Consider the following 19103-nt stretch of genomic DNA (forward strand, 5'->3'; position numbering starts at 1 on the left):
CCTGGAAGGAATCCGATGTCCGAGATCCATGAGCCACTGCCCGGTGAAGGCACCGAGGAGAGTCGCGGCGCCGAGGAAGGCAAGGGCCAAGGCTGCCCGGTCGCCCACGGTCAGGGCGTGCACCCGACCACCGGGAACGCGAACCGCGCCTGGTGGCCGAACCAGCTGAACCTGAAGATCCTGGCCAAGAACCCCGCGGTGGCGAACCCGCTCGGCGAGGAGTTCGACTACGCGGCCGCGTTCCAGAGCCTCGACCTGGCCGCGGTGAAGGCCGATATCGCCGAGGTGCTGACCACCTCGCAGGACTGGTGGCCGGCCGACTTCGGGAACTACGGCCCGCTGATGATCCGGATGGCCTGGCACAGCGCCGGCACCTACCGGATCAGCGACGGCCGCGGCGGTGCCGGTGCGGGTCAGCAGCGGTTCGCCCCGCTGAACAGCTGGCCGGACAACGCGAACCTGGACAAGGCGCGTCGCCTGCTCTGGCCGGTGAAGAAGAAGTACGGCCAGAAGATCTCCTGGGCCGACCTGCTGATCCTGACCGGCAACGTCGCGCTCGAGACGATGGGCTTCAAGACCTTCGGGTACGCCGGTGGCCGCGTGGACGTGTGGGAGCCGGAGGACGACGTCTACTGGGGCCCGGAGACCACGTGGCTCGGCGACGAGCGCTACACCGGCGACCGTGAGCTGGAGAAGCCGCTCGGTGCGGTGCAGATGGGCCTCATCTACGTGAACCCGGAAGGCCCGAACGGCAACCCGGACCCGATCGCCTCGGCCCGCGACATCCGCGAGACGTTCGGCCGGATGGCGATGAACGACGAGGAGACCGTCGCGCTGATCGCCGGCGGCCACACCTTCGGCAAGACGCACGGTGCGGCCGACCCGGAGCAGTACGTCGGCGCCGAGCCGGAGGGCGCGCCGATGGACCACCAGGGTCTCGGTTGGCGCAACACGTACAAGAGCGGCCACGGCCCGGACGCGATCACCAGCGGTCTGGAGGTCACCTGGACCACCACGCCGGCCAAGTGGGGCAACGACTTCTTCGAGATCCTGTTCGGCTACGAGTGGGAGCTGACGAAGAGCCCGGCCGGTGCCAACCAGTGGGTGGCCAAGGACGCCGAGGAGATCATCCCGAACGCGTACGACCCGGCCAAGAAGCAGAAGCCGACCATGCTGACGACGGACCTGGCGCTGCGCTTCGACCCGATCTACGAGCCGATCTCGCGCCGGTTCAAGGACAACCCGGACGAGTTCGCGGACGCGTTCGCGCGGGCCTGGTTCAAGCTCACCCACCGCGACATGGGTCCGGTCGTCCGGTACCTCGGTCCCGAGGTCCCGAGCGAAGTGCTGATCTGGCAGGACCCGCTGCCGGCCGTCGACCACGAGCTGGTCAACGACGCCGATGTGACCGCACTGAAGGCGGCCATCGCGGCGTCCGGTCTGTCCGTGTCGCAGCTGGTCTCGACCGCGTGGGCGTCGGCGTCGACGTTCCGTGGCAGCGACAAGCGTGGTGGCGCCAACGGTGCGCGCATCCGCCTGCAGCCGCAGGCCGGCTGGGAGGTCAACAACCCCGACGAGTTGGCGCAGGTACTGCGGACGCTCGAGGGCATCCAGCAGTCGTTCGGCAAGCCGGTCTCGCTGGCCGACCTGATCGTCCTAGCCGGCGGTGTCGGTGTTGAGGTCGCTGCGAAGAACGCCGGGTACGACGTCGTCGTGCCGTTCACGCCGGGCCGGACCGACGCCTCGGCCGAGCAGACGGACGTCGAATCGTTCGCCGCGCTCGAGCCGGTCGCGGACGGGTTCCGCAACCACTACGGCAAGGGCAACCGCCTCCCGGCGGAGTACCTGCTGCTCGACCGGGCGAACCTGCTCACGCTGAGCGCGCCGGAGCTGACCGTCCTGGTCGGCGGCCTGCGCGTCCTCGGCGCGAACTACGACGGCTCGAAGTACGGCGTACTGACCGACAACCCGGGCACGCTCACGAACGACTTCTTCGTGAACCTGCTCGACCTCGGCACCGAATGGCACGCCGCCGACGACAGCCAGGAGACGTTCGAAGGCACCGTCGACGGCAAGGTCAAGTGGACCGGCACCCGCGCCGACCTGGTCTTCGGCTCGAACTCCGAACTCCGCGCGGTCGCGGAGGTCTACGCGAGCGACGACGCCAAGCAGAAGTTCGTCACGGACTTCGTCGCCGCCTGGCACAAGGTCATGGAACTGGACCGCTTCGACCTGCGCTGATCCAACGCTGATCCAACGCTGATTGCGCCAGGGCCGGCCTCCGTCTGGAGGCCGGCCCTGGCTGTCTGTCCGTCAGGTGATCTCAAGGGTTCGGCTGCGCTCTGTAACGATGCGCCGGGTCGCAACGATGTCACAAGGGGGAATGGTCGGTATTACCGGTTTCGGTAGGTCTGGATTCGACGGGGGAAGTCGTATGCGTTCGCGACTGCTCGAGGTGGGCCCGCAGACGGCGGCAATCCTGCATGAGGCGTACCGCAAGATCGCCACGCTGCCGGCGGGTGATCATTATCGACGGTACGACCTCGTCCGGAATGTGATGGCCGGAATCACCGGTGTCGACGCGTTCTATGTCGGATTGTTTCAGGGCGCCACCAGAGTTCGGTTGCCTTATTGCTATGACGGGCAGAAGTACGACATGCCCGAAGCGCACACTTTTGCCCCCAACGGTCCGACCGCCTGGGTTTTCCGGGAACAGCGGACATATCGCTACGCAATGGATGGCGGCAAGGTGGTCCGTGCCGGGCTCTCGTTCGGCGATCCTCGCAAGGTGTCGGCAGATGTGGTGACGGTTCCGCTCTTCCGGCTACTGGAAGCGCGCCGGGAGATCTTCGGTGTGATCTCGATGCACTCCTACAAGTCCGGCGTCTACGAGGACGAGCAGGTCGCCGCGTTCGAGTGGTTGGCCGAAGTTCTGGCCCGGTCCCTGAATCGGGACTGGGAGGACGTCCGCGTTATCGGCTTGTTGCCCGGCATCGAAGGTCGCGAGGTCGCACCGTTGACCGCTGAGCGCGTCGTCGACTATACGGTGGCGCGACTCGATCGGCTCCGGGCGCAACTGGACGGCGCCGGCCAGCGGTTGCGCACCGATCACCCCGGCACGGCGGCCGCTGACGTGCTCGACGAGGTCGGTCACGAGTGCGGGAGCTTCCAGGCCGACCTGACCGAGATGCTGCTCGAGGTCGACGACGATTCGACTCGCCGGTTCCAGGGCCTGACCGAGCGGGAGCAGGCGGTCGCCGTGCTGCTCGCCGACGGACGGAGTAACCCCGAGATCGCCGAGCATCTGTCCGTCTCCGCGGAGACGGTGAAGTCCCATCTCGCCAGAATTCGCGAGAAATACGGGCTGACCGAACGCTCGCAACTGGCCGCCGATATCTCGCGACATCTGGGTAGGTCGACTCAGCGCCTCTGAAACGCGCCGCCCGCGTCGGCATTCACTTTCCTGTGGATGCCGTTTCGGCGTGCCTTCGAACATTCCGGTCCACCCATCAGGTGAATTTCCGCAGCGCGATTTTCACCCCGGAGGGGATGGTGTCCGGGCGGATGAGCAGGCGACGATCTTTTCCGTGGAATTCGGAAAAATGGGGGATCGATGGGCGTGATGGTCGGAATCGATCTGGGTACTACGTTTTCGGCGGTGGCGGTGGTCGATCGATCGGGGCGGCCCGAGATCGTGCCGAACCGGGAGGGCCAGCGGATCACACCGTCCGTGGTCTTCTTCCAGGGAGACGCTGCCTTGGTCGGCGCGGTGGCCAAGCGGTCGGCTGCGGTGGCGCCCCTCGACACGGTTCAGTTCGTCAAAAGGGCGATGGGCGATCCGGCGTGGCGGTTCGAAACGAGCTCCGGTCTGCAGTTCCGTCCGGAGGAGATCTCCGCGGTGATCCTGCGCCGGCTCAAGGAAGATGCCGAGGAATTCCTCGGAGAGCAGGTGACCGACGCCGTGATCACGGTTCCGGCGTACTTCGACGACAGCGCCCGGCGGGCAACTCAGGACGCCGGGACGATCGCGGGCCTGACCGTGCACCGGGTTCTGAACGAACCGACTGCGGCTGCACTCGCCTACGGGGCCGGCCGTCCGACGGTGGGCACTGTCCTCGTCTACGACCTGGGCGGCGGCACCTTCGATGTCACGGTCATGCGGATTGCCGACGGTGACTTCGAGACGTTAGGGACAACCGGCGATCGCAACCTCGGCGGTTTCGAGTGGGACAACGCTCTGATGCGGTTGATCAACGAGCGCTTCCGGTCGGCCGGTGGGTCTGACCTGCTGGACGACGACAGGACCGAGGCCGACCTGCGGGATCGGGCCGAGTGGGCCAAGCACGCCTTGTCGATGATGCCGGCTGCACGGGTGGTGATCAGCGCCGGCGGGATGTCGCAAACCATCGAGATCACGCGGACCGACTTCGAGGATGTGACCTCACACCTAGTCAGCCGGACCCGCGACCTCGCCGAGATGCTGATTGAAGACATCGGCCTGGTCTGGAGCGACATCGACCGGGTCCTGCTGGCCGGTGGGTCGACACGGATGCCCGCGGTTCGCTCGATGGTCGCAACGATGTCGCGCCGGGTCGCCGAATCGGCCGTCAACCCGGACGAGATCGTCGCGCTCGGCGCCGCGGTACAGGCCAGGGTGCTGGCCGCGGACTCGAACGGCGATGTCCGGCCGGAGGTCAACGGCACGCCGATCACGGTGCGCGACGTGACCTCGCAAGGGCTAGGAACCCTGGCCCAGATCGAGGGAACGACACGGCTGGAGAACGTCGTCATCGTCCCGCCGAACACCCGGATCCCGGCCGCCGGCACCAACCTTTTCCAGACGGTCGTCGACAACCAGACCAACCTGCGGGTCCAGGTCACCCAGGGCGACGACCACGACGCCGACTACGTGAAGGTCATCGGTGAGCGGACGCTGACCATTCCTCCGTACGACGCCGGCGCGATGGTGTCGGTGTCCTTTGCGTACGACTTCGACCAGACGGTCTCGATCGAGGTCACCGACCTGACCGCCAACCGGCCGCTGGGGACCTTCGAGGTATCCGATGTCGCGAACATGACGCCGGCCGAGAAGGACGACGCCACCCACAAGATCCGTGCCCTGGAAGTGAGCTGAAGACCATGACCATGACGCAATTCGTCGACTTCTACCAGGTACTGCAGATCCCGGCCACCGCGGGCGTGGATGCGATCAGGTCTGCGGTCACCAAACAGCGCCGCCAGTGGGTCAAGCGGCAGAGCAGCGCCGACCCGGACCGGCGGGCCGAGGCGGAGGCGCGGGTCCGCGAGATCGATCGTGCCGAGAAGGTCCTGCTCGACCAGACGGCGCGGGCAGCTTTCGACCGGGAACGCACCTCCCAACGTCCGCAGCAGGAGACACCGACCAGCACACCGGGCAACTGGATCGACAAGGCCAGGGAGTACCTGCTGGCTGACAACCCCGCCGCCGCGAACTACGCGGCCAAGGAGGCGATCGGGAAGGAGGGCAATGACGCCGAGGCCTGGTTCCTCCGGGCGCACTCGTCATTCCTGCTGGGCAACGGGCGCGACGCCGGCTTCGAGTTCACCGAGGCGATCCGATTGCGTCCCGACTGTGCCCTCTACCACTACGGGTTCGCGGAGGCGTTCGCTGCGCAAGAGCTGTGGCGCGAGGCGCTGACCGAGTACGACCAGGCATTGCGGCTGGATCCAGGCAATCCTGAGTATCGGACCGCGATCGCCATCGTCCATCTCCAGGACGATCGTCCCGGCACTGCCCTCGAGATCATGGAAGCTTTGGTCCAGGAGTACCCGGACAACGAAGTGCACAAGTACTACCTCGCGATCGCACTGCACGACAACGCGCTCGACTCGCTCGGACGCATCAGGCCGCTCGTGTACGACAGCCGGCTGGTCGACGCCGGTGGTTTCTCGGTCGTCTCCGCGGCACAGGTCGAGTGGCTGGATCGGCAGGTGCAGAGGATGGTTACGCTCCGCTCCAAGAATCCTGAGGTCTACAAGCTCATCGACGGTCTCCGGGAGATGGTGGTCGAGGCGCGCGAGGTGCGGTGGAACCTGACCGGCAGTGGGCCCTGGCTGATCGCTTTCGTGTTGCTCGGGGTGATCCCGTTCTTCGCGGGTCTCGGTGGCAGCTTCGGCGCGGCTATGTTCGGGCTCATCGCCGGCGGTCTGATCGTGGCGCTGTACACCTCTTCGCGACGGCTGCCGGTGTGGAAGCACCGGTCGAAGGCGTTGACGGCGAGCGGCCGGCTGCTCCAGCCCGGGATCTGATCGGTGGAGACGACGACGGGTGTGTCCGAGCTGACCGAGGAGGTGGCCGGGCTGCGGGACCTCTTCCGCCGACGGCTGTTGAACGACAAGGTCCAGCAGCAGGCTGTCGACGAGCTGACCAAGCGGCTTAACCAGGCCGACCGGAGAGCGGCGCTGGCGATGGTCACACCGGTACTGCGGCAACTCGTGCTGGTGCTCGACCGCATCGGCGAGCCCGATCAGGACGACGAACGAGTGATCGCGATCCGGGACGAGCTGGCCGAGATTCTGACGAGATGCGGGGTGACTCCGCTCGGCTTCACGACCGGACTCGCCTTCGATCCGGGGTTCCATCACGCCGTCGCCCGGGTCGAGGTGGACGACGCGCGCCTGGACAACCGGGTCGTCGCGGAAATCAGACCCGGCTACCTGATCGACGGGCTGTTGCTGCGCCCCGCCGAGGTAAGGGTCGGGTGGTTGTCATTGACAACAAGGTGCCCGCAGGGCGCGGGGCCGGAAGAAGGAAACATCAACAACGGAGGGGAAACCGATGGGGCGAGGACTGAAGTGTTCTGAGTGTCACCAACCGATGTATGCCGACAAGGAGGACTACCAGCCGAAGGGAACCTGGGTGGTCTACGTCTGCCGCAACGGAGGCTGCGAGAGCGTGAAGCGCGGCTATCCGTACAAAGAGAAGATCTTCGAAGCGTCACGATGACGACCTGACGAGGATCCCGGGGGGAAGTCATGTGCTGGATCCCGTGAGCGCCGTGTGCGCCGTGTGAGTGCGGCGAGCGGTCGACAGGACGAAACGAGCGCGGCGATGTCCGGACGTCCGGACATCGCCGCGCGCTGTCCGTCGGTATGTCGTAAGGGGTGGGACGGCCCCGCCCCTGTGATGAAGGGAAGAACAGATGGAGAAGCGGACCAACCCCGAGATCAAGGGTGTGCCGGATCCGATCGAGAAGCGACCGCGTCACGAAGCCAGTGAGGAGACGAAACGCGCCCTCGGCCGAGCGGCAATCAAGAAGAGCCAGCAGCGCTGACCCCGTTGTCGGTCCCCAGCGAAAGGTGAGCAACGGATGGGTACGAGTGTGACGCTGCACAGCCTGCTCGACGCAGCTTTGAGCGGGCCGGAGTGGGACGAGATCTTCCGCTGGGGATCCGGCAGTCAGCGCAGCGATGTCGTGCAGCACGTGGCCGGCCGGATCGTCCGGGCACGATGGGACCCGTCGGCAGGCGAAGTGCCACGTCAGCGCGCGCCGCTGGCCGCCGGTACTGCGGAGGCAGCATCGGCGCTGATCATCGGCCTGCTGCCGACGATCATGGCTGCGGTGCAGGTTCAACGCAAAGTCGTGCAGGCCGCGGTGGCTGCGGCTCAAGAGCTCGGCCTCCGGGCCAGTCTGGCGGACCTGAGCGAACCGAGCTGTTCTGCCGTCGGCACGGCGTACGCGCAGGATCCGCCCGATTCGGTCGATGTGAGCGGTCTGGGACGGGAGCTCGCGATGGCACGGGCGCGCCGACCGGTCCGGCTGGAGAAGCTGGAGTTCACGGCCACGTACCTCACGATGTATCAGACGAGGTGGGCGGATGAAGGCGCCGCCTCGCTGGCGGCATACCCACCCGCGCAGATAGGTCTGGGTCGGAACGCCGCACCGCCGTTCGTTGCTTCGCGCAATGAAAATTCATGGCTGCTCGGAACCGACCGCAGCGTCTGGGGGCGATACCGGCTGCATTTCCTCGGCACATCGCGGACATGCTCGGCTGAGGGGTACTCACACGCCGGCGACGGGTGCTCGGTTGAGGAGGTAGGCCGCACGTGCCAGGGGTACGGCTTGACCGAGCCGACCCATCGCGTCGCACTGCGCAGCGTCTCGACCGCGTCGGTGGATGCCGATCCGGTGGGTGTCGCGCGGTCGCACCAGGTCTGGAACAGCTGGCGGGATCAGGGCCACGCGATAGCTGTCGACGGCACGGTCGACAACGCACTCGTGGTCGCGACCGCCGCCAAGATCGCCCTCTGGTTCCACTATGCAAGGCCTGCGAAAGAAATGGTTCACAGGCACGGCAAGGTCGACCGGTACTTCGAGCTTGTGTCGCATGCGTTGGTCCGCAAACTGTGGATGGGACTGCACCGGCTGGAGCGCGAGCACGATGCTCCGGCGACCTCTGACGACGTGAATCCACTGCTCTTCGCAGCACTGGACAAGGCGGTCCCTGAAGCCGTCACCACGTGGCTCAGGGAGGGGAGCTCGACCGCGCCATCGGCCGGGCGGATCAATGTCACCACCACGTTGCTGCTCAGCCATCCGCAGCTCGCGATCAGGCTGACCGAGCGGCCAGGGCCTGAGACACTCGCGGAGTACGCGGAGCTCGCCCGGATCCGGTTCGGCACGGCGTGGACAGAGCACGTTCTCGACCAGGATGAGCTGAAGGCCCTGATCGATCGGCACCCCGAGTCGGAGGAATGATGACCATCCATCCTGAGTTGGCTGGTGACATCGAAGTGCGGACCGAGCCGGATGGAGCGGTCGTGATCGGGCCTGATCCGATTGGCGCAGCAGGTCTGGTCTTCGTCAGCCTGGACGGCAGTCTGCTGGCGGTGGATCCGATGGCGCCGCACGGCCCGGTGCAACTCCGGGTCAGTGATCCGGCCCGGCTGTCGGCCATCGAGGCCGTCTACGGCGCCGACGCCGCGGCCGCGGTGATGCGTAGCCTAACCAGCAAGGACGGAGCCTCGATCCGGGTTCCGCTGGTCGACTCACCTGAGCGTGACGCTCTGGTTCGGCTGGGGATCGTGCGCTGGTTGAAAGATCGTTGCCCGGTGGCCGTCGACCGCCCACTGCTGATCGTGGAGGAAGAGGTCCTGGCGACGCGGCTGCGCGATCTCCTCGACGCCGATCACACGCCGCCCGATGCCTTGCTCGACTGGGCTCCGACCATGGTGCAATGGGCGCGGGCGTCGCGTCGTACCGGTTCGACGTTCGGGCTGACGCCGGCGGTGCCGGCGCTGATCGCAGACGCTTTGCGGGAGGTCGAGGCTCTGCTGGCGTCACAGTCCGAATCCGAACTGCTGGACGACCTACAGCACGAGACCGAACTGTTGCTCGCACAGCAGGCGTTGGATCTACCGGCTGTCGATCCGGACGCGGAGTGGGCGGTGATGTCGGAGCTGAGCCCGCGTGGCGCCGATCTGATGGGGAACGATGACACGCTCACCTACCGCCGCAGAGGTCCGGTCGACTGGGATCGGACGCCGCCGACCTCGACGTCGCGCGCTGAGGATGCCGTGTCCTGGTCGATCGCGCCACAGACCGGGGGAGACCTTCTCACGGTCGTGGTCAAGACCTTCCCCGAGTCGCCGCATGCTTCGGATCTCGACGTACCGAGCTCGTTGATCGCGCCGCCTGCGCTCCTTCAGGCGACGTTGTACCAGAGTTCCTGGCCGCTTCCCCTGGCAGTCGTCGACCTTGAGTCGAGGCCGGAGAACGAGGCGTTGATGGGTTCATTGCGTCTCGATCCAGTGGTGACCGAAAGGATCCGGAGCTCCGAACAGCCGGCGCTGTCGGTCGAGGTGCAGGTCAAGGGGATTCCCTCACCGCCGAGGACAGGTGCGGAGGCCCGGCGCGCGGCAGCGATTCGATGGGCAACCCGTGGGCTCTGCGGTCTTCGCCTTGCCTCGGTCGCGCCGCTCAGCTCGCGAACGGGCTTGCTCACGACCGCGCTGGAGGCGTTGGCAGCCGCGGCCCGGCGGTACGCCGAACTCCCGAACGGTGGTGGTACTGCTGCAGCCGCGCAATGCGAGGCGCTGATGCAGGAGCCCGCAAGCAGCGAACCGATCCCGGGTCCCGAGCTATGGATTCCTGACGACGTCGCGGACGAGCTGCCCCCGTTGCCGGCCGGCGACCCGTGGACAGGTCCGGGACGCGCCACCGCGGCCGAGTACTGGTACTCGGCGGCTCCGCCGCTCGCCGCGCCCCCCGCGGACTCGTGATGTTCGAAGGGCGCGATCAATCGATCTGGCGACTCACCCTCGAGCCGGTGGGCGTGCATGTGGCGTGGGCGTTGCTGCACACCGACAGTGTCGGCCCGGTGAGCGCTGTCGCCGCAGGGGTGGTCCGGGACACCCAGGATGAGGCGGCCTCGACTTTCGCGATCGCACCCCAACGATCTGTCGACGGCGCGATCGACCTTGAGCGTAATGTCCTGGTGGATCCGATGCTGGAGCGGGCCACAGCCAGGTTGCTCGGGGCGAGACTGGTGCCTGCCGTGTTACGCAACAGTCTGAACGCCACCGCTGACGTGCACCACACTGTCCACATCGCGGCCAGGGGATGGCTGGCCAATGTGCCCTGGGAGGCGGTGTCCGTCGACGACCGCCGGAACACCCGGATGGTGGAGAAGGCGACACTCGTCAGCGCGATGTCGCCAGGCATCGCGGCCACCCGGTCCCGGCTCGCGCCGGTCGCCGATCCGGCGAGTCCGGGGCTGGCGATCGTGGACGCCGGTCCGGCAGAGGACCCGGAGACCGGTGAATCGGCGATCTATCCCGGCCGCCTGCCTGCCGAGCTGATCGGAGCGGGTGGCCTGGATCCAGGTGACACAGTTGCTCCAGGCAAGTACTCGATGAATGCGGCGGAGGCCGGCAAGGCGCTGTCCGCACGGACCTGGTCGCGGCTGATGTACCTCGGTCATGTCGCGTCGGGCCGGCCGGAGGAGCCTGCCGCCGCAGCCCTGGTCTTCCAGCGGCACGGAATCCGTGATCCGCTGACGGCAGGTATGTGGCTGGCTGAACCCGACCGCTGGCCGGCGCCCGCCAGGGTCGCGCTGATCGGATGCGGCAGCGACGATGCCCGTTTCACCGAAGCCAGTGGACTGCCGGTTGCCGCGATCAATGCGGGCGCAAGGCTTGTGACTTGCACACGCTGGACACTACCGACCGATCGGCGGCACTCGGCCGGCCTTCCCGCAACTGAACTGGCGCTGGCTGTGCACCACGCCCATCGGTCCGGGGCGCCGATCGCTTGCCTTCGAGGCTGGCAGTTGGAACGTCTTGCGGCGTGGAAGGACCGGCCGACCTATGAGACATCGCCGCTGTATTGGGCAGCGCTGACCAGCTATGTGACACCGGGCGGCGTCGATGAGTGAGCCCGGGCTGCCCGAGGCCGTGGTACGCGAGGCGCTCGAGATCCTGCTGGCGCGCTTCGAGGCGGCGCTGATCGCCGACGAGGACGTCAGTACCGTCATTCGGGAGATGCTGGACACCGCGGGACATTCCGTGGACCCCGCCCGGTGGCATGCCGCTCTGGCGGATGAGCTGCAGGGGTATATGCAGGAGCTGTGGCCGGAGGACGATGCCGAACCGCCGCCCATGCTGCTGCCCTGTCTGTCCGCTGTCTGCGACTTCGTTCTAGCGGCGCCGTGGCCCGAACTCGCCTGGGTCCTCCTGCTGCGCAACGATGTCGAGCCGGTCGAGCCCGGGCAGCTGATCACCGGTATGACTGCCCTCCTGGCGCTGGGAGAGGCAGTTGAGGCCGAGGTCCGGGCGGAAGCATTGATGACCAGAGCCTATGCAGAACAGACCAACGGCAATGAGGAGCGCTGTATCGACGACTGGGTCGAGGCATTCGGGCTGAGCACGGAACCGCAACCTCGGATCGAGTGCGCAACCCAACTGGCAGTCGCGCTGTCCGAGCGCGATGAGTTGTCCGACGCCGCTGAGTGGGCGTGGCGTGCCGGGATCCTCACAGAGACGGCCGATCCTGGCCACGATGTCGACATCAGGACGGATGTCGTCGGCGCGCAACTTGCCGCGGCGGACTTCCTGCACCGGACTGCCGGCGGTCCGATCGAGCGGATCCGTACGTTGATCGATCGAGTCCTGTCCCGGCCAGCGTGGTGGCCGGAGGGTGTGAGCGGGGCCGGTCTGCACGTCATCGCCGCAGGTATCGCGATCGAGCAGAACGATATCTCGCGGGTTCTCGATCACCTTGGAAAGGCGCGGCAGTACTGGGACGGAGCCGACGAGGACGTCCAGCTCGAATGGCATCTCATCCGCGGCGAGGCCGCCGTACTTGCCGGCGATATCACTTCGGTCGAGGTGATGGTGCGGACGGCCGGTCCGTTGGTCAGCCGGGTGGGCGACGACGACCAGCGACGGCGCTTCGGTGTCCTGTACCGGTGGGTTTCCCAAAGTCCGGGTTCGCCGGACGACGGCACAGCGAATGACGTGGTCGATGTCGTCAACGGGCTGTGTCGGCAGATTTCGTCCGGCGTCATCGAGCCCGCACAGCTCCAGTCGATCGAGCGCGCTGCGGAGCAGTGCGACCCGGCGGAGCAAGGACACGTCCTGGTGTTGCTGAAAACACTCGAGGCGATGGTACTGGCAGCGCTCGGCCGGACCGAAGCCGCTGGACGAACGGTCCAGCGAGCGTTCGAGATGCTTGACGCGCTCCGCGAGAACAGTCTCGGCGGGTATCCGCGGGAGCTCGGGGCGATGATAGAAATGGCCGCTGCGATAGTCGACTTCCGCCTCGGACAGCACGACCAAGCCGCGCGCCGGATGGAAGTGATCTGGAGGCGTGGCCGGGTCGGCGGCTCACTGCTGATGACCGTCTCCGCTGCCTCGGCTGCGGCCTATGTGCAACTCGAAGCCCTGCATCGTCCACAGCAGGCGATCGAGGCCGCCGTCGTCGCGCTGACGGCCGCCCAAGAGATCCGGTACGCGCGGGTCGACAGCGGCGATCGTCTTGCGGCGTCCAGGATGTCGGCCATGGCTCACGAGCTTGCGATCAACGCCGCGGCGACCCTGGGGGACCCGTTGTTGATGGCCGAGGTGCTCGAAGTGGCGAGGGCACAGGCGATGCCGCACGTCACGCTGGAGCCGTCGATGGTCGGCGGCCCGCTGGGGCTCCTGCCCTCGATGCTGGCCGTCATGAGTGTCCCGGCTGTCGTGAGCACGACACCGGGACCCGTTGAATCCTCTCCGGGGGTGGAGTTGTCGCCGCCGCCGCTGATCGTGATGCCTTGGGGCTCGGTGGCGCTGGCGAGCTGGCTGAGCTATCCGCTCGACGTCGAGCGCAGGTCTGGCCGGCTCACTCTCGAGCCTGTTGCCTCATCGATGGGTTTCACCTGACAGATAGTTGACAGTCCTTCAGCTCTGCTAGGTCCTGCGGACATCCCGCCCGAACCATGGAAAGACAACCGCCCGGTGGGGGGCGGTGGCCGATTCGGCCGGGTTCGCAGGAGGGGGACTCCAGGAATGTCAGCAGCTGTAGATGCTCGGCTCGCCGAGCTGGTCTGGTACGGGACCGCGGAACTACGCCGACGAGCGCATGTCGCCGTCGGTCAGACTCGATGCCCGACGCGAGGGGTGCCGTACTCCGACGGTGGGGGCGACAACGTCCATCAGCTGTGCCGTGACGCCGGATGTCTCGGAATCATGCACGATGTCTACGTCCGGGCGATCCAGCGGTTGCGGGCCCGGCGCGAGGGGAACTCTCCGACACTGGAGCGGATGGGCTATGCGCGGACGATCGTGTCGTCGCAGGTGTCCGAGCTGGAGCGGGACGGTCGTGTCGGCCGTGGCCTGCCGGCGAAGCCGACGCGGAACGACGGCATCGCGGCCCGGATCAATGCCGCGCTCGACGGGGTGGCGGTCGAGGAGCAGGAACGGCTCTGGCTGCGCACGCTGTTCCGGATGATGCGGGGGTATGTCTGTCGCGATGACCGCCACAGCGCGGTCTGGCCGGTCGACGTCTGGGCCGGCGAGAAGAGTCGTGTGGACGGGGGATTGCGCGTGATCGGAGCTGTCAGTACCCGCGCGGAGCTTGCCGCCGACATCCGGTTGATCCTCAGCACCGCCGAGCAGGTGGCGGGCCGCCGATGGGTCGACAACTCGATCCTGCACCCGCTGCTCACTTTTGTCGGACCGCTGACCGAGGACCACAAGCGCGAACTGGCGGCACCGGCCCCGGATCCGGCGGATGTCGTCGCGGTGGCGGAGCTGAGGACCCGCTTTCGATCGCTGATGCGGGAGGGAGCATCAGCGCAGGAAGCGCTGGATCGATCAGTGTCCGAGATCCTCGGGCGCCGACCGGCGTGCAACGTCCGCGAGGTTCTCGACGATCTGCTCCTACCCGACCGCGAATCGGCTGGTCCTGATCCGGATCAGGACCAGCCGATGCCGTAGGCCAGGCCCTGGCGCACTATCGGCCAGGCGCCGGTCACGGCCCGCCCGGCGTCGAGTTCGAGCTGTCCAGCCGTCGGTACGCCGTCGTCGATGCTCGGCGGCGGCACACCGTCGTACCGCCAGATGTCTCCAACCTCGACGTCCGGGTCGAAACGGACGCTGGCATGGAACGAGCGGGTACGCCGGACCGCCACAACCACGTTGTAGGGCCGGATGAAGGCGCGCGACGGCATGGTGACGGTGAGACCGACCCGGTGTGTCTCGAGAGCGTCGAAAGCGCGCGGCAGGTGGATGGTCAGTTGCCAGCAGCTTCGGGAGAACCGGTTCACCTCGACGAAGTCACAGCCTTCGGTGGGTACGACGCTGAGCTCGTCGCCGGCCGGTTCCCCGTGTCCGTGGGGGACGCTGAACGACTCGCAGAGATAGCGGACGTTGCCATGGGTGAACTTGATGTCGCGGATGCCCGTGAAGGTCGGCTGCTCGCCGATGACCGCGTGAGACTCGAGCCGGTCGACGTACCAGCCCTTGGTGGCAAACGGGTTCCGGTCGTCGCTGATCCGGGCGCGGCGCTCCAAGACCTGGGCCACCGCGCGGTTCGCCTCCCGGAGCCGCCGACTCATCGTCCGGAGGCCGCGGTCCATCGCCGCGCCCAGCCGCTCGAGCCTGTCGGTCAGCAGCGGGGACGTGTCGTCGACGCCCAGGCCGGCCCGAAAGATCCGGGCGAGGTCGGTCGGGACGACTTCGGCGGCAGACACCAGCGCGGCGCGGATCAGGCTGCGGCTCTCCGCCTCGTCCGGCTCGTTGTCGCCGAAGATCAGCTCCCGCAACGTCGGCCCGAGCCTCGCCGCGACCCCCGGCGTGTGGATGCCGCGGCCGCGGTGTAGTTCGTCCAGTTCGCTGGTCAGGAGATCGAGCCTCGAGCTCATAAGCGTTCACCTCGGTCCAATGGTGCTGCTCCAACGGTGGGGACCTAACCGCACCGTACCGCTCCTGACCGGATCGCGCCTGTCCTCGCTAGTCCGGAATCTCACCTCCGAATCGGGATCGGTTCGCCCAGCACCTGGGCAACCGAGGAGGTGAAAGCGATGATCTGGCACTGCTTCAGCTTCAGCTGGTTCGGACTGCAGTTCTGGGCCGAGCCGTCGATCCGCTGCTGACGACGGTCGGCAAGGCGCTGGCCGGTGGATACGATCCACCGGCCGGCGCCATTTTGTGAGTTGGGGTTAGGGCCCGAGGGCCGAACAGGCCGGAGGGCCGGTCGTGACCCTCACTGTCCGGTTCAGGATGGCCAGCCGCGCGATGAGATCGCCCTGCTTCGATCGGTCGACGACGTAGCCGCAGAAGTGCATGCCGACCCCGCGGGCAAGGATCGAGGCCGGTGTGACCCCCATGACATCGGCGAGCAGGTCGCGGAACGCCAGCGCTCGGTCTGTGGAAACGCGTGTGCGGCCGGCCTCGGTGCCCCACGAACTTGTCGTGCCAGTGACGCTCAGCCGGCCCGGGCATTTGGCGAGTGCCGTTGCCACGCGAACGGCGGCGGCCCGGGCTGCGTCCGGCTCCACGAAGGTCGCGGTGTCGGGCTGGAAGCTCACGATCGTCTCGGGGATGACCTGCTCGGCGCATGGCGTCGGCGGGGGCGGCGGCGGTGGCGGCGGCGCGATCGGAACTACTGACACCTTGTACTTCGAGGACGACGAAATGGTGCCGACACCCGAAGGGACGAACTCGACCTGCCTTTCCTTGGCTCCGGAGCGGATCAGGATCGTCCGCCACAGGTCCTCGAGCTGCTTGGTCCTGGCCTCGTCCAGGGGCGACTGGGGAGTCGTGGTCTGGCCCAGTCCGATCACCTTCACCCGGATGTCACGCAGATCCGGAAGGTTGTTCGGCTTCGGCGCGGAGAGCTGTTCCCACAGATCCTCGGTTGTCCACCTGAAGCCGAGGTGCTGAAGCTGGAGCTGACCGGCGGTCGGGAGCAACGAGTCAGCGATGATCAGGGTCTTGTCTCCGGCGCTGCCGCGCAGCCGCCTGGCCGCGACGGCGATCGCGCCGAGCGGGTCGCTCTCCGCCGAACCGGCGACGGCGGCGTCGATGTCCTTCCCGAGTTCCACTTTGGCACGGGCGACGGCCTTGCGCCGGTCGTCGTTCGACGTGGCCGTGCCGATCTTGATCTCCGAGATGTCCACGCCGTCGACGGAGCCGTCCACGCCGATGGAGATCAGGTTCGAACCGTTGGTCACATCAGGCAGGGCGTCGAGGATTCGCCGGGACGGAACCTTCGGGGCATTGCGATGCACGCTGACCACGACAGCCACGTCGGGTGGTGGTTCCGCCGACTGGGGTTGTTGGTGGCCGCAGGCAACCAACACTGAGGCGACGGCGACGGCAACGGCACCGGCTGTCCCGCGCCGGAACGCGCTGTACTTCGGTGACATGGTCTTCCTTTCGATCGATGCGGGCCTAGTACCAGTGCCGTCCGTGCGTCGGGCAGCGGGATCCCAGAAAGCAGTGCACGTAGTCGAGGCGGCTGTGGCCGGATTCCTCGCAGACCTCCAGAACGAGCGCGCAGGAGCGGCATCTGCCGGTTCGGTCCGGTCCGATCCGCCGCCACCGCCAGAACTGCCAGGTCATGCGACTTCTCCGCTCGTGACACCGGTGGTGAAGGCGGGGTCGCCCATCATCGTGATCAGCGTGTCCCGGTAGTGCCGCTTCACATGGGTGCCGGCCCGCACGAGGACGACGTCGTACATGTGTTTGCGTGCTTCGAGTTGCTTCGCGACCATCCGGCGCTTGAAGTCGGCGTGATTCGCGACGGCGGTCAGCGCTGTGCGTACCTTGCCGACGCGGCGGCGCAGCAGGGCGATGGTGGTGTCGGCCTTGACCGCGTCGCCCCGGACCGGGTTGTGCGTGAGGACCTTGATGAACATCATCGCGATGCCGACGGCGAGGATAGCCACCAGCCAGAGCACGAATGCGAACCAGAAGTGGAACTGCTCGGGTGCGCCCCCGCCGTCAGCAGCGCGCTCCAACTGCTGGGTCTCGAAGTCCTGCCTCGAAGCGTCCGTCCGGGCCAGCGCCAGGCCCGCTCCGAAGACCGCCCAGAGGGCGGTGCCGAGGAAGACGATCCGGTCGAGCCGGTTGGCGTACCCGCGCCGCTTGCAGCCGACCAGTCGGGTGCCGCAGACGTACGGCACCATCACCATGAACACGATCAGCATCGCGGCCAGGCTGGCACCTAGCCACCGATCGTCGTCGTTGTGGATGAAGACGCCGAGGATCCACGTGAGGACGTACCCTTCGGGAACTCCGAAGACGATCAGCAGGCCGACAGTTTTGAACCACAGCTTCAGGCGCTCCGGTCGGAGCACGATGCCGAGGTACCGCTCGGACGTGGGCGCGGGCGGCTCGGTAGCGCTCCAGTCGGTGTCGTCCGCAGCCGGCTTCTCGCCGCGCAGGATCTGGCCGAGTTCCGCCCGGCTCGCCTCCGCCGCGGCGAGATCGGCTTCTAGGTGGGCGGCCTGCAACTCCAGCCTGGTATGGGACAGTTTTCGACCGTCCTCGTCCTCGGTCGACTCCAGCGCGTGCAGGACGAAGTGCTCGCCTTCTGCTTCGGCCAGGATTCGCCGTACCTCTTCCTCGGAACGGATCCGGTCGATCTTGGCGTCGATCTCCTGCTCGTACGGCAGTTGGCCGTCGACGGCCTCGACCACGGTCACGTCGTACGCGCCGCTCTCGACGTCTACCCGGGCCTTGGCCTCCGCGGCTTTCAGCTCCAACGAGAGATCGAACTCCGGCGGCAACTCGGTGAACGCCGGTAGGTCGCTGTTGCGCTGCACAAGGGCTTCGATACCCGTGGTGCGAGCGCGTCGGAACGTGAACTTCACTGGGATGGCCTCCTCAGGCGCTACGGGTTTGAACACTGGCCAGATGTGGACGGCGGGACTGCCAGACCGGTCCGTCGAACGGCGGTGCCGGTGGGATGTCGGCGCGATTGCGGTCGGCGCGGGCGCAGCGGACACGGCTGTACATCTCGACGCGCACCAAGTAGGCGCTCTCGCAGAGTTCGCGGAGCGTCTCGTACTCGCTCTCCAGCCAGTCCAGTTCGGCCTGAACCTCTGCTCGCCGGGCGACTGCCGCCTGTTGTGCCGAGGTCTGAGCGCGGGCCGCGACGCGATCGCTCAGTTCGGCCCGCCGCCGGAGAGCCCAGTCATGGCGTTCCCTCGCCGTGCCCTGCGGTCTCAGTGAGGAAGCCGGCGCAGTGATCGCCGGCTCGTCGAGAAGGACCTGCAGGGTTGCCAGTTCCTTCTCGAGAGTTGCCTGACGCGCTTCGAGAGGCTTGCGAAGCTCGACGGCGTGTGCGAAGTACACCCCGTGTTGCGTCCGAGTCCAGCCTGTGTGCCGACCGATAGGCACCGCCCGGTAGCGCGCCCGGTCCCGGACCGCGCTCCACTTGATTGCCCACCGCTCCTTCCGGGTGATCTCCAACGGAGGAATGGTTGCCTCCGCCGCCCCGGTCTGGGACTTCCTGCTCATGACGTGCCTCCCTGGTCACCGGCTTCCCTGTCCCGGCTACCAGTTCCTGACGGACGGTGAGCAGGCTGCGGACGCGTAGGTCCGAGGTTTCACTCCAAGGACGAGACCGGGCGGA

At 67.1% G+C, this 19103-nt stretch carries 15 protein-coding genes; 11 read left to right on the forward strand and 4 right to left on the reverse strand.

The features are described 5' to 3' along the window. Positions 1-15: 15 nt before the first annotated feature. From katG to EV653_RS30740, 11 genes are all read left to right on the forward strand, one after another. The gene (gene katG / locus EV653_RS30695; protein WP_134107923.1) at positions 16-2241 is read left to right on the forward strand and encodes a catalase/peroxidase HPI; all 2226 of its coding nucleotides are present in this window, start codon (positions 16-18) and stop codon (positions 2239-2241) included. A 193-nt stretch (positions 2242-2434) separates the two neighbouring features. After that, a complete protein-coding gene (locus EV653_RS42330; protein ID WP_166679627.1) occupies positions 2435-3433 on the forward strand; it encodes a helix-turn-helix transcriptional regulator in 999 nt (332 codons plus the stop codon). 189 nt (positions 3434-3622) lie between these two features. After that, positions 3623-5134, forward strand: coding sequence for an Hsp70 family protein (locus EV653_RS30705; protein WP_255511217.1), 1512 nt, complete (start codon positions 3623-3625; stop codon positions 5132-5134). 5 nt (positions 5135-5139) lie between these two features. After that, the gene (locus EV653_RS30710; protein WP_134107929.1) at positions 5140-6288 is read left to right on the forward strand and encodes a J domain-containing protein; all 1149 of its coding nucleotides are present in this window, start codon (positions 5140-5142) and stop codon (positions 6286-6288) included. Positions 6289-6291: 3 nt separating this feature from the next. After that, positions 6292-6843, forward strand: coding sequence for a nucleotide exchange factor GrpE (locus EV653_RS30715; RefSeq protein ID WP_134107931.1), 552 nt, complete (start codon positions 6292-6294; stop codon positions 6841-6843). A gap of 338 nt (positions 6844-7181) precedes the next feature. Then, positions 7182-7313, forward strand: coding sequence for a hypothetical protein (locus tag EV653_RS42530; protein WP_255511132.1), 132 nt, complete (start codon positions 7182-7184; stop codon positions 7311-7313). 36 nt (positions 7314-7349) lie between these two features. After that, on the forward strand, positions 7350-8738 hold the full coding sequence (locus EV653_RS30720) for a hypothetical protein (RefSeq protein WP_134107933.1): 1389 nt from the start codon (positions 7350-7352) through the stop codon (positions 8736-8738). Then, the gene (locus tag EV653_RS30725) at positions 8738-10261 is read left to right on the forward strand and encodes a hypothetical protein (RefSeq protein ID WP_134107935.1); all 1524 of its coding nucleotides are present in this window, start codon (positions 8738-8740) and stop codon (positions 10259-10261) included. The genes EV653_RS30720 and EV653_RS30725 overlap by 1 nt, the downstream gene beginning before the upstream one ends. 47 nt (positions 10262-10308) lie before the next feature. Then, complete coding sequence (locus tag EV653_RS30730; protein WP_166679628.1) at positions 10309-11415, forward strand: CHAT domain-containing protein; 1107 nt, start codon at positions 10309-10311, stop codon at positions 11413-11415. Continuing rightward, entirely contained in the window at positions 11408-13402 is a 1995-nt protein-coding gene (locus EV653_RS30735; protein ID WP_134107939.1) for a hypothetical protein, read from the forward strand. Before EV653_RS30730 ends, EV653_RS30735 begins: the two co-directional genes overlap by 8 nt. Before the next feature lie 126 nt (positions 13403-13528). Then, on the forward strand, positions 13529-14458 hold the full coding sequence (locus tag EV653_RS30740; RefSeq protein WP_134107941.1) for a hypothetical protein: 930 nt from the start codon (positions 13529-13531) through the stop codon (positions 14456-14458). Here the strand turns inward: EV653_RS30740 and EV653_RS30745 are convergent. From EV653_RS30745 to EV653_RS30760, 4 genes are all read right to left on the reverse strand, one after another. Beyond that, positions 14437-15384 (reverse strand): hypothetical protein, encoded by a 948-nt coding sequence (locus EV653_RS30745; protein WP_134107943.1) that lies wholly within the window; start codon positions 15382-15384, stop codon positions 14437-14439. The genes EV653_RS30740 and EV653_RS30745 overlap by 22 nt on opposite strands. A gap of 297 nt (positions 15385-15681) precedes the next feature. After that, complete coding sequence (locus EV653_RS30750) at positions 15682-16890, reverse strand: OmpA family protein (RefSeq protein ID WP_134107945.1); 1209 nt, start codon at positions 16888-16890, stop codon at positions 15682-15684. Positions 16891-17082: 192 nt separating this feature from the next. Beyond that, entirely contained in the window at positions 17083-18339 is a 1257-nt protein-coding gene (locus EV653_RS30755) for a hypothetical protein (RefSeq protein WP_134107947.1), read from the reverse strand. A gap of 13 nt (positions 18340-18352) precedes the next feature. Next, positions 18353-18988: a hypothetical protein gene (locus tag EV653_RS30760; protein WP_134107949.1), complete on the reverse strand. Its 636-nt coding sequence runs from the start codon at positions 18986-18988 to the stop codon at positions 18353-18355. Positions 18989-19103 lie beyond the last annotated feature (115 nt).

Origin of the sequence: Kribbella pratensis, assembly GCF_004365355.1 — a bacterium.
In the GTDB taxonomy this organism is placed as follows: Bacteria; Actinomycetota; Actinomycetes; order Propionibacteriales; family Kribbellaceae; genus Kribbella.